This window comes from Nostoc sp. KVJ20 (assembly GCF_001712795.1).
Lineage (GTDB): Bacteria > Cyanobacteriota > Cyanobacteriia > Cyanobacteriales > Nostocaceae > Nostoc.
Map to the genome: position 1 here is coordinate 1 of NZ_KV757796.1, position 12,292 is coordinate 12,292.

Genomic DNA, 12,292 nt, shown 5'->3' on the forward strand with positions numbered 1-12,292 from the left:
ACCTCAAGGTAGTTTTTTTCCTGAGCCTTGGCCCACTTCCCCTCCACAACTTCATGTGTCTCAAATCACTCTCTCTACTGCCTGATTTTTAAACCCCTACCCTTGAAAGTCTGCCCCTCCGCCCCTCTGCCCCTCTGCCCCTCTGCTCCATCAAACGCCTGAAGCTTGTGAGAAATACGGGTTATATCCTCAAACTAGACTGTACCCGTTGTCAAAATTTGAATTTGGAATTGCTGAACAAAATCCCTCAATACTTTAGAGTTAATAATAAACTCAATTCCAAAGCGCGATCGCAATGACTGATAAAGAACTCAAACATCTACTTGAGAGTAACGCTAAAACAGTCCAAGCTATGTTAGATGAAATGGCGGAAGCACGTCAGGAACGCCAAGAACTCCGAGAAGGAATGCTCCAAATCCAGAATGCAGTAGCACAATTAACCACCATACAAGAAAGAATAACCAATTTACTAGTTTCTCTCGATGGCGATCGCCCCACAATTCTCAAAAAACTCTCAGCACTGGAAACTAAACTCGATCAGTTGTTGCAGCAAAACCCAACGGATGAGTTAGGGTAAACGTTCATAATAATGCCTAGACGTGTTGAAACAACATTTATTTTCCTTAAACAGTCGATAATGTAAATAAATGTAAAAAATCCTCAGGCAGGACAGAAGCATCTATGCGTGTAATTTTGATGACCGGTAAAGGCGGCGTGGGCAAAACTTCCGTCGCTGCTGCAACTGGACTCCGTTGTGCGGAACTAGGCTATCAGACATTGGTTTTAAGTACAGATCCCGCCCACTCCCTAGCAGACAGTTTTGACATGGAACTGGGACATGCACCCCAAAAAATTCGCCCGAATCTGTGGGGTGCAGAACTGGATGCGCTACAAGAACTAGAGGGAAACTGGGGTGCTGTGAAACGTTATATTACCCAAGTTTTACAGGCCAGGGGTTTAGATGGCGTACAGGCGGAAGAATTGGCTATTCTACCAGGCATGGATGAGATTTTTGGCTTGGTGAGGATGAAACGCCATTACGATGAAGGTGAGTTTGATGTCTTAATTATCGACTCGGCCCCCACCGGCACAGCACTGCGTTTGCTGAGTTTACCTGAAGTCGGTGGCTGGTATATGCGCCGTTTTTACAAACCATTTCAAAACATCTCGGTGGCACTCCGTCCCCTGGTGGAACCTTTGTTTAGACCAATTGCTGGTTTTTCGCTACCTGATAAAGAGGTAATGGATGCACCTTATGAGTTTTACGAACAAATTGAAGCTCTGGAAAAAGTATTAACAGATAATACTCAAACCTCAGTGCGTCTTGTCACTAATCCTGAAAAAATGGTGATTAAAGAGTCTCTCCGTGCCCATGCCTATCTGAGTTTGTATAATGTTGCAACAGATTTAGTCGTGGCTAATCGGATTATTCCAAGTGAAGTCCAAGACCCATTTTTCCAACGTTGGAAGGAAAGTCAGGAACAATATCGCCGGGAAATTCACGATGATTTTCACCCTCTACCTGTGAAAGAAGTTCCTCTATTTTCCGAGGAAATGTGCGGTTTAGCTTCTTTAGAACGCCTGAAGGAAACCCTTTACAAAGATGAAGATCCAACCCAGGTTTATTATAAAGAAACAACTCTTAGAGTTGTGCAAGAGGAAAACCAATACAGCTTAGAACTTTACTTGCCTGGTATTCCTAAAGACCAAGTTCAATTGAGTAAAACCGGAGACGAATTAAACATTACGATTGGCAACCATCGTCGTAATTTAGTTTTGCCACAAGCCTTAGCAGCACTACAACCAGCAGGGGCAAAGATGGAAAACGATTATCTAAAAATCCGCTTTGCTGACAACGCAAAAATTTAATTTTGTTTGGCATTTTTCTGTCAACAAAAAGTGACAAATAAACAGCAAGAATCATTTCTTGAAAGTGCAACAGACGCAATTTTATTAGCGTCTGTTTTTATAATTTTTAGTTAATCTGTATAAAAAGCAAATAAATATTTCTGTTAGTAATTTGCCGTAGTTTTACTGAAGACAAATTGATGAAATAAATTTGAAAATGTCATTAGATTTAATTATCTTTGTTTTGTAAATTATTAATTGAATATATTATAAGCAATGACCTCTAACATTGAACAACCTTTGCCCTTATGTCGCCATGAAGAAAGTTTACTACGTCGCATTACAAACCGTATCCGACGTAGCTTAGAGTTGGAAGAAATTATCACAGTGACAACAGCAGAGGTGCGATCGCTATTAAAAACTGACCGCGTGATGATTTACAAATTTCATCCCGATGATAGTGGTCAAGTGATTGCTGAGTCAATTTACGAAAATCGGTTGCCATCACTACTAGGACTAAATTTTCCTGCTGACGATATTCCCCTCAGCGCCCGTGAACTATTTATCAAATCACGGGTGTGTTCTATTGTAAATCTTGATACTCAAGAGATTGGTCAAATTCATCTGCGTGACTTGGAAAATGGAGAAACTATATCAGAGGAAATCTGTTACCGCCCTGTAGATTCCTGCCATATTGAATATTTGACGGCAATGGGGGTAAAGTCTTCTCTAGTAGCGCCTATTCTCTATCAAGATGAACTCTGGGGGCTGCTGGTGTCTCATAATTCCCAAGCGCATTTGATTTCAGAATATGAACTAGAAGCAGTACAGACGGTAGTTGATCAGCTGTCAGTGGCGATCGCTCAAAGTACCCTTCTTGCTCAAGTCCGCAAAACAGCCGAACGGGAAGCGATCGTTAACCGCATTGCGACTCTACTGCATTCACTGCCGACGATTGTATTACAACCAGCCTTAGAAGCGGCTGTTGCTGCCTTTAATGGTGTTGGTGGCAGACTTTGTATTAAAAATGCAGCTTTTGATTTCCACAGTGGCAACATTACCAGCTTCACAGAATGCTTAATACCAGGAAATAACTGTATTAAGCTTTATATCTGTGGAGAGCAACCCGTGATGCCAGAACAAACTATATATCCACTCATAGAGCAGTATAGTATCTGGCAAGAACACTATAAGTCTAGTAACTACGATGTTTGGGCGATTTCAGATATATATAACACCCCTGACTTGCGAAGTTTGCAAGTTGCTTTTCAACCAACTAAAATTCGCAGCATATTGATAATTCCACTCCAGTATCGCCAGCAGTTACTAGGTTACTTAAGTATTTTCCGCAACGAAGTAGATATAGAAACTTTATGGGCGGGGCAGTATGAGTGCGATCGCAGGCAACTGTATCCCCGGCGATCCTTTGAGGCTTGGCGCGAATCTAAAAAAGCACAAGCTCAAAAATGGACGGTTGAAGACATTGAACTGGCTAGAAACCTCGGTAAACACTTTGCTTCAGCAGTTCAGCAGTATGAATTACATCAACAAGTACAAGTCTTCAATGAAAATTTAGAAAAACAAGTTAGAAGACGCACAGTTGAGTTACAACGGACATCTGAACAAGAACAGGCTGTGTTTAAAGTTATTGCCGAAATTCGCGAATCTCTGGACACAGATATTATTTTTCAAACCACAACTAAAGAGGTTTGTCAATTAATTAAAGCCGATCGCGTTTCTGTTTATCGTTTCGATTCTAGTTGGGGTGGTGAATTTGTTGGGGATTTCGAGGCTGCTAGTCCATACTGGTCGAATGAGTCTGAACTAGGTATTAATACAATTTGGAATGACACCTACTTACAAGACACACAGGGAGGACGTTACCGCAACAATGAAACATTTGCAGTCGATGACATTTATAGTATGGGGTTTACTCAGTGTCATATCGACAATCTAGAGCAGTTTCAAATTCATGCTTTTGTGCTTGCTCCGATTTTTGTTGGGCAAAAACTTTGGGGTTTGCTGGCAACTTATCAACACACCGGCCCTCGACAATGGAAAGCTTCTGAAGTTAACTTTCTCAGTCAGATTGCTGCCCAAATGGGAGTAGCACTCCAGCAAGCTGAATTACTCACTCAGACACGACAACAGACTTTAGATTTGCAACAAGCAGCAGAACAACAACGGGTATTGTTTGAAGTTGTGGCGAAAGTTAGGGAATCCCTTGACCTAGATGCGATTTTTCAGACAACCACCCAAGAAATTTGTAAATCACTACAAGCCGATCGAGTTGCAGTCTACCGCTTCCAGGCTGATTGGAGTGGTGAATATATCGCCGAGTTTGTGGGCGATGGTTGGTTAAAGCTAGTAGATGATCATACCAAGACAGGTTGGCAAGATAGCTATTTGCAAGAAACCCAAGGTGGGCGATATCGTCACAATGAAACCTTTGTAGTTGATGACATCTATGAAGCTGGCCACTCTCAATGCCACGTTGCAGTTTTAGAGCAAATTCAGGCAAGGGCTTATGCGATCGCACCTATATTTATTGGGCAACAGCTATGGGGCTTGCTAGCAGCATATCAGAATTCCGCACCGCGCCATTGGGAAGCCTCGGAAATTAAGTTCATCACTCAAATTGCCAATCAGCTTGGGGTTGCGCTCCAACAAGCCCAATTACATAATCAAACCAAAGAGCAGACTCAAAAGTTGGCTCAAGCTTTGCATGATTTACAGCAAACTCAAACCCAACTGATCCAAACTGAGAAAATGTCCTCACTTGGTCAACTGGTAGCTGGTATTGCCCACGAAATTAACAATCCCGTCAACTTCATTTATGGCAACATCAATCATGTCAATGATTACACCCAAGATTTACTTAGTATACTAGAACTCTATTTACAAAATACCCCTAACCCTAGCTCTGAGATTAGCGATCGCGCCTTCGAGATAGACTTAGAATTTCTCATGGAGGATTTACCCAAAACTCTATCTTCCATGAAAATTGGCATTGATCGTATCCGGCAGATTGTCTTGGGTTTACGAAATTTCTCTCGCCTCGATCAGGCAGAAATGAAGCCAGTTGATATTCATGAGGGGATTGATAGCACCTTGCTAATTTTGCAGCATCGCTTGAAAGCAAAACCGGAAAGTCCGGCGATTAAATTAGTCAAAGAATACAGTGACCTTCCCTTGGTAGAATGCTATGCCGGTCCACTGAATCAAGTATTTATGAATGTTTTAAGCAATGCGATCGATGCTTTAGAAGATTACCAATCACAACCTCATAGCAGTGAAATTACCATCAGTACTGCTCTTGGGGAACTTGAAGGCAATATCAAAAGTGTAGTAATTCGCATTGCAGACAATGGCTCAGGAATACCCGAAGCTTTGAAGACAAGAATCTGCGACCCATTTTTTACTACTAAGCCAGTGGGAAAAGGCACTGGCTTGGGGTTGTCAATTAGTTACCAGATTGTTGTAGACAAACACGGTGGTGTGTTTAAATGTGATTCTCAGCCGGGGTTAGGAACAGAATTTTGGATTGAAATTCCGATTAGACAAATCACCAAATCGCACCATCAACTCCCGTAGGTTGCAATACTTTTCGGATAAGCCTAACAATCTCATCTTTTGGTCTGGGAAAAGGTTAAAGGGTAAGGGCACTAAGATAAGCCCAAAGTCTTGTGTTGCCTCGTTCCCAGCCTCCAGGCTGGGAACGTATTCCTAGAGGCTCTGCCTCTAGTGGCTTGATCAGAGGCAGAGCCTCTCAGGATCGTTTCCCAGCCTGGAGGCTAGGAACCAGCCAGGGTTAAAGGTTAAAGGTTTTTTCTTTCCCCTTTCCCCCGCCCCTTATCCCCTTCTTGGGGCCCCACCTTCCCCTTTTCCCCAAAACCCGACAAGTATTGCGCCGTGGATGGGTTAGGCGATTAAGTTAAAACCTTGACATTAACATTAATGTCAAGGTTTAGCGTGAGAGAGTCCTTGTTAATTCACGTCTCATGCTCTACCCCCAACGTTTCGGCCAATTCACCAGAGAACACGCAGATACCGTAGCAGCCCTTTTGTGTGGCTTACTGCTATTTTTCGGATGGTTCGCCTTGCATCTCGGATGGTTGGGATTGGCGTTTCTACTGCTACCTGCTGCTTATGTAATTGGTGGTTACGAAAGTGCGCGAGAAGGATTAACTACTCTCTTTAAAGAAAAAGAACTCGATGTAGATTTGCTGATGATTGTAGCAGCGATTGGTGCTGCTAGTCTTGGCTTATGGCGAAGAGAATATCATCTAATTATTGATGGAGCAATTTTGATTCTCATCTTTGCCATCAGTGGCGCACTAGAAGGCTATGCAATGGCGCGCACTGAGCGGAGTATCCGCAGTTTGATGAGTCTGACACCAGATACAGCAAGGGTTTTGCATCAGGGGAGGGAAGAGGAAGTTGCTATCAGTCAGTTAAAAGTGGGTGATGAGATTGTCGTCAAACCCGGAGAGCTAATTCCTACTGATGGAATAATTTTATCTGGTTACAGCACCCTCAATCAAGCTGCAATTACAGGCGAGTCTTTACCTGTAGAGAAAACAGTGGGCGAAGAAGTATTTGCCGGTACACTCAACGGCTATGGTGCATTGCAAATTAAAGTACACAAACCAGCCCAAAGCAGTTTGATTCAGCGTGTGATTCGCCTGGTAGAACAAGCGCAGACAGAAGCACCACCTTCCCAAGAGTTTATTGATCGCTTTGAGAAAGGATATGCCAAAGTCATTGTAGTAGCCGGGATATTACTGGCAACTTTACCGCCATTCCTCTGGGGTTGGGATTGGGAAACCACAATTTATCGCGCTCTTACCTTTCTGGTGGTGGCTTCTCCCTGTGCGCTGATGGCTGCAATTATGCCCACCTTGCTTTCGGGAATCGCCAATGGTGCAAGACAGGGGATTTTGTTTAAAAATGGGGCGCAGTTGGAGAAGATTAGCAAAGTCCGAGCGATCGCATTTGATAAAACTGGTACTCTAACAACAGGGCAGGTGCAGGTATTTCAGGTAATTTCAGTTAGTAAATACACTAAAGATGATGTCCTAAAAGTTGCTGCTAGTGTCGAATCATCTTCCGAACATCCCATCGGCAAAGCAATTGTACAGGCGGCTGGTGATTTAGATTGGGTTGGTGCAATCCAAGTGCAAGCTATACCTGGACAGGGAATTGTGGGAATTGCCCAAGAAGAACAGGTAATTGTGGGGAACGCTGTTTTTGTCCAACAGTATGTAACAAATTTACCTGAAGAATTGCGAGAAATAGTTCAATCTTGGGAACAAGAAGGTAAAACTGTGGTTTGGGTAGCACAGGAAGGAAGGGGAGCAGGGGAGCAGGGGAGCAGAGGGGCAGAGGTGATTGGTGTAATTGCGATCGCAGATGAAGTAAGATCGCAAGCAGCTGCAACTATTACCCGGTTAAAGAAATTGGGAGTTGAACAAATTGTCATGTTAACCGGGGATAATCAGGAAACTGCTCACAGTGTCGCCAAAGCAGTAGGAATTGATCAAGTATATGCTCAACTTTTACCAGAAGATAAGCTCGATGTGATCCGCCGTCTACAGCAACAATATCAAACTGTGGCAATGGTGGGTGATGGAATCAATGATGCACCAGCTTTAGCCCAAGCATCTGTAGGTATAGCGATGGGAGTATCTGGTAGTGATGTGGCATTGGAAACCGCAGATATAGTACTGATGGCAGACAGGTTAGAAAAAATTGCTGTAGCGATACATTTAGGTAGGCGATCGCAACTCATAGTAAAACAAAATGTAGTCGTAGCGTTGGGTTTTATTCTGTTGCTTTTAGTCGGCAACTTTCTGGGAAATATTAACCTACCCATCGGTGTCATTGGCCATGAAGGTTCCACAGTGTTAGTTACCCTTAGCGGACTAAGATTGCTTAAGTAAGATAGAACAAAGTAGTACTTTGTCAAACTAATATTAGTTAACTCGTTGCCGCTTCATCCCAACGAGTTCTAAAATCTGAAACCTAGATGTTGCAAACTAAAAGAACACTAGCTTATATGTATCACCAATTTTACCAATAGGAGCAGAAGCGGAAATATTTTTGTATTCATCTTGATAGGTTAGATTAGCAATACACTCAAGCTGTACTTGGTCAGCAAGCGTCTTTAAAAATCTCTCTCTATCTGACTCTGACAGATCGGCTTCAACTTCACTTATTGTTACTTGAAAGTCTTTATCCTTAAAGCCAATAAATGGAAGTAAGAGCATTTTCTTGAATAGATTGCCTGCACCTGCATTATTAAACCCTTCAAATGTCTTGTCAGAGAAATACATTAGTTTTAATATGTCATCTTCAGTTCCGCTTTTGAGAGTTGCAGTCAACTCTTGGATAAAAATATCGAGATTCATCTTGCTTTTACCTCAAAATTAGCTTGAATCATAACAGGTAGTGTAATTACAACCAATAGAAAAAAGTAATATATTTCTAAAAATCAAACCACCAGTGTAAAAAGCTGGCGGTTTTTGTTTCAATTTAGCAGCTTTATTCAACTAAAATAGAACTTGCTTCCGAGCAATGTAAACTTGACATACTTGACATATTAGTAGTAGAGCAAGGTGATGGCTTTTGCTGACTGATAAGTGCGATCGCTGTTTTCAACCAATCAATATAAGTCTCTTCTCTTCGGATTACCAACTCCAGCACGAGCCTTTGCATCACCTGCTCACGGTTGGCAGACTCATCACTGAGTAATGGCAAATCGATGGTTTCACATTCAGCAAGTTTTTTGCTGCGAGCTGCCAATTGTTGCTCCAGTAGGTGAATAATGGTTTCATTTGACAACTGATCTGCAAAATGCAACTGGACAAGCATTGGCTCTCGTAAAGTCGGCAAGGGCTGATGCATCCCAAGCCATTGGGCGAATTCGGCTTTCCCTGGTTCCGTCACACTGTAAACTTTGCGGTTGGGGCGATCGTGCTGAATCTCAATCGTACAGGTAATCCAGCCTTGCTCAACTAGCTTATCGAGAGTTCTGTAAATTTGTGCCTGGTCTGCTGGCCACAAATGGGCAATGCATTGATCAAAGCAGCTCGTTTTGAGGTCGTAGCCCGTCATTTCTTGCTGCTGAAGAAGACCTAAAATTACGTATGCTAGCGACATTAAGACGGTTTTCCCATAATTGATATTTTCTCGATAGGTTCTACACTATGTACTTCTTATAAGTTTATGCTAATATATGATTAATCAGATATAAGATATAACGGCTATAAAAAAAGATGTTAATCGTAATGCTTCTTAGCAAGGAAACCAAATATATAAACTGAGGTTGGGCAGATGGCTAATGGTGCTGTTTGCACAAGAGGGTGAAAAATTAGCGATGTATCTTGAGTGCCGCTCTTGTTGGTTCAGCCTCTCGTAGAGAAGAGAAAGCAAGCAGAAGTTATGATAAAACAGGAGTCAGAATACAGAATTCAGAATTGGTGAATACTCTACCCATAAAAGGATAGAGTTTTAAGGCGAGAATATTTTAATTTTTTCGCGCCACTTGCGGGCAAGGTTTTAAACCAATATTCATTACCCAGTCGGACTCAAATTCAATTCTGTTAGCGATAGCGGGGCGTTTAGCCCATTCTGACTCCTGACTCCTGAATTCTTCTTATAAAAGCTGCAAGTCTTCTAGCGAGTGTCTACGCCACTATTGGAGATGCTACTCATCGCTAGCGTATCACTTCACGAAGTAATTGTTCGGTATAGTCTACTCGCGATTAATACTGACGCAGAAATTATTTAAGCCATCAAAGACTATTGTAACGAGAGGATGGGTAACATTGACTTCTAACACACTTTCCCAAAGAATACGTCAACATCAATATCTGCGTGATTTACGAAACAAATTACTCTATCTTCACAAGATGTTGCTAGAGACAGAACGTATTGCCTACGAACAGGTTAGTGGACGAGTATCAAACGGAGAACTTCTTCAGCTCGTCATCGCTCATGAACAATTTGCTTGGCTACATCGTATTTCTGAAGTCGTCGTGCAAGTTGATGAAATGCTCGAAGCAGATGAACCGATATCGTTGGACGATTTCCAAAAGTTGATTACTGATGTCCGCACACTGATTGTACCGTTAGAGACAGGCAATACCTTCGAGAGAAAGTATTACAATGCTCTCCAACGTGAACCTGCGGCTATATTAGCACATGCGGAGATATCCAGATTTCTCACATCCAAGGTGTGAAAGTAAGAGATTTCCACCAAATTATTACTTAAGCTAAACAGTGCTGAGTAAAAATCATACTCAGCACTGGCTCAACGCCCCGCTACCGCTAACAGCACTCATGAACCAAATGGCACTAAGAAAAGATACAGCCCTTGTTCTGACTGGAACAAGCCTGGAGGCTGGGAATCCATTCTGGGAGGCTCCGCCTCCAGTAGCTTGAATTGAGGCAGAGCCTCTTTTAAATACATTCCCAGCCTCCAGGCTGGGAACGAGACGACACAAGCTTTTGGGTTTTTCTTAGTGCCATTCCACTCATGAACCAACTGTTACCAAAGGCTGAGATATTTCAGCTTTGTGCCATACAGATTGCCCTGTCAGCAGTTCTACAACATCCATCCCATTTCCAATTACACCTGGTACACTCGGATACCCAGCACTTGCCCCTACTAAAAACAGGTTAGATAATTCTGTGGTATATCCCAGACGATTTAAACCAACCTGTTTAGGTATTAATTTCGCGCCGTAAATATTACCCTGCGGTTGTCCCAGGTAAAATTCGCTGGTGGTAGGTGTGCCGTAAACTTTCATCCGGGCGTAGTTGTCTACATCTGGAATTAACTCTCGTACACTTGTCATGATCTGCTGATAAACTTCCCGCTTTTTGGCTTTATACTCTTTTGGGTCAGTTTTGTGTAGATGTTCAAATGGTTCATAGGAACAGATAGTAGCAATCTCTAAAACGTGATGTCCCTCTGGGCCCACCCCTGGTTCACTGGATTTCATCGTCGGACAAGAGAGGAAAATCCACGGATGACTGAAGTCACCTGCCAATTGTCGTTGATATTCTCTGTTTAGGTCGCCTGTGGGATAATACCAAATATTCCAGTTGCCGATGCCGTAGCGTTGGGGATTGAAGCGACTATCTAAACCCAGGTAAATATTGAAAGCACTGGCTGAGTATTCGTAACTAGTGAGACGTTGATGCTCTTTTTGACTTAATGCTTGAGAATCATGCATCAACTCCACTGTTAATTTCGGGTCGAGGTCGCTAATATAAGCTTTGCTGGCGCGATAGCTGATACTATCGGCAAGGATGCTATGAACAGCGTGGTTACTAACTTGAATATGGCTTACCGGGGTTAAGTATTTGATGACACCTCCACCTGTAGTAATTACGTCTGCGATGGTGTTAACAAAGTGTTTGAAGTGATGTTTGGGATAATAAGCACCTTCTGAGTAGTCCCAAACTAGGGAAGTGTGCGTGAGTAGGGCAATTTCTTGAGGTGGTAGTGCATAGTCGCCACTTTGTCCCGCCAGTACTGCTTGCAGTTTAGGTGATAAGCCGACATGGTTATACAAATCTTGTAGAGTCCAACTCCGCTTCCAAAATAAATTCAAATATTTTGGTAACTTCAACCAGTCAGACAACTTCTGATCAAACCAGTGTACCTCCTGCACTAGGCTGCGAATTTCTTGGTGGAGTTGCTGAATTTCTTTGCAGTAACGACTAATAGCACTAGCTTCTTCGGGAAATGTGGAGAGTAAACGCGATCGCAAATTCTCCCATCCTAAAGGAATTTTAAAATCTGCTTCTGGTGTGATGACTCGATCAATGCAGTCAGGATCGAGGCTATTAAAGGGTATATCTTGGTGAATATAGTCAAGAAATTGGGCTATAGTCTGACCAGAACCACATTGAGAGATGTAATGTACGTCAGCACAAAAACTATATTCCCCATAATCAAAGGTGTGACAACATCCACCAGGTAAATAATGTTGTTCTAAAACTGCTACGCGATAACCTTGTCGAGTTAAACAGGCTGCGGCGGAAAGTCCGCCTAGTCCGGCTCCCAGAATTACATAATCGAAGATTTCCATCTCAGTCTCCTTTGGCAATCTTGATTTCTCTTTATTTCGGTGTTATGGTTTTATTTCACTATTTTTTTACTAGTAAAAAGACCAAATTAATCAGCGGTTCTTTAGAGGATATTTGAAAAGTCCTTTTCTTAGTAGCAAAACGTTTTAGATCCCCCTAAATCCCCCGATAAATTGGGGGACTTTAAGAAGTTTTCCCCCCTTAAGAAGGCTACGGTGTACATACACACAATTCCTAAAAACCTAGCTTGATAAGCATTTCCTCGTTCCCAGTCTCCGACTGGGAATGCATTCATTGAGTCTCTGACTCAATATTTGACTAGAGGCAGAGCCTCTAATCAGGC

At 42.5% G+C, this 12,292-nt stretch carries 8 protein-coding genes; 5 read left to right on the forward strand and 3 right to left on the reverse strand.

Translation table 11 applies throughout. The features are described 5' to 3' along the window. Positions 1-295 precede the first annotated feature (295 nt). The 4 genes from A4S05_RS37445 (at position 296) to A4S05_RS37460 (ending at position 7,790) form a co-directional block, all read left to right on the forward strand. Positions 296-577 carry a hypothetical protein gene (locus A4S05_RS37445; RefSeq protein ID WP_069074808.1) on the forward strand — a complete coding sequence of 94 codons (282 nt, stop codon included), beginning with the start codon at positions 296-298 and terminating at the stop codon, positions 575-577. Positions 578-681: 104 nt separating this feature from the next. Beyond that, positions 682-1,869 (forward strand): TRC40/GET3/ArsA family transport-energizing ATPase, encoded by a 1,188-nt coding sequence (locus tag A4S05_RS37450; protein WP_069074809.1) that lies wholly within the window; start codon positions 682-684, stop codon positions 1,867-1,869. Between the two features lie 255 nt (positions 1,870-2,124). Next, positions 2,125-5,442, forward strand: coding sequence for a GAF domain-containing protein (locus A4S05_RS37455; protein ID WP_069074810.1), 3,318 nt, complete (start codon positions 2,125-2,127; stop codon positions 5,440-5,442). A gap of 407 nt (positions 5,443-5,849) precedes the next feature. Then, on the forward strand, positions 5,850-7,790 hold the full coding sequence (locus tag A4S05_RS37460) for a heavy metal translocating P-type ATPase (RefSeq protein ID WP_069074811.1): 1,941 nt from the start codon (positions 5,850-5,852) through the stop codon (positions 7,788-7,790). A gap of 96 nt (positions 7,791-7,886) precedes the next feature. Here A4S05_RS37460 and A4S05_RS37465 read toward each other — a convergent pair whose 3' ends face one another. After that, complete coding sequence (locus A4S05_RS37465) at positions 7,887-8,258, reverse strand: hypothetical protein (protein WP_069074812.1); 372 nt, start codon at positions 8,256-8,258, stop codon at positions 7,887-7,889. A gap of 133 nt (positions 8,259-8,391) precedes the next feature. Then, a complete protein-coding gene (locus A4S05_RS37470; protein WP_256091399.1) occupies positions 8,392-9,009 on the reverse strand; it encodes a PadR family transcriptional regulator in 618 nt (205 codons plus the stop codon). Positions 9,010-9,677: 668 nt separating this feature from the next. On the opposite strand from A4S05_RS37470, the gene A4S05_RS37475 reads away from it, so the two are divergent. Further along, positions 9,678-10,091, forward strand: a complete 414-nt coding sequence (locus A4S05_RS37475) for a hypothetical protein (RefSeq protein WP_176727225.1) — start codon at positions 9,678-9,680, stop codon at positions 10,089-10,091. Positions 10,092-10,385: 294 nt separating this feature from the next. On the opposite strand, the gene A4S05_RS37485 is transcribed toward A4S05_RS37475, so the two are convergent. After that, a complete protein-coding gene (locus A4S05_RS37485) occupies positions 10,386-11,951 on the reverse strand; it encodes a phytoene desaturase family protein (RefSeq protein ID WP_069074815.1) in 1,566 nt (521 codons plus the stop codon). Positions 11,952-12,292 lie beyond the last annotated feature (341 nt).

Bases quoted from the DNA above. Each gene is read 5' to 3' on its own strand.
- A4S05_RS37450 (WP_069074809.1), top strand. From the start codon at position 682: ATGCGTGTAATTTTGATGACCGGTAAAGGCGGCGTGGGCAAAACTTCC.
- A4S05_RS37445 (WP_069074808.1), top strand. From the start codon at position 296: ATGACTGATAAAGAACTCAAACATCTACTTGAGAGTAACGCTAAAACA.
- A4S05_RS37485 (WP_069074815.1), bottom strand. From the start codon at position 11,951: ATGGAAATCTTCGATTATGTAATTCTGGGAGCCGGACTAGGCGGACTT.
- A4S05_RS37470 (WP_256091399.1), bottom strand. From the start codon at position 9,009: ATGTCGCTAGCATACGTAATTTTAGGTCTTCTTCAGCAGCAAGAAATG.
- A4S05_RS37465 (WP_069074812.1), bottom strand. From the start codon at position 8,258: ATGAATCTCGATATTTTTATCCAAGAGTTGACTGCAACTCTCAAAAGC.
- A4S05_RS37455 (WP_069074810.1), top strand. From the start codon at position 2,125: ATGACCTCTAACATTGAACAACCTTTGCCCTTATGTCGCCATGAAGAA.
- A4S05_RS37460 (WP_069074811.1), top strand. From the start codon at position 5,850: ATGCTCTACCCCCAACGTTTCGGCCAATTCACCAGAGAACACGCAGAT.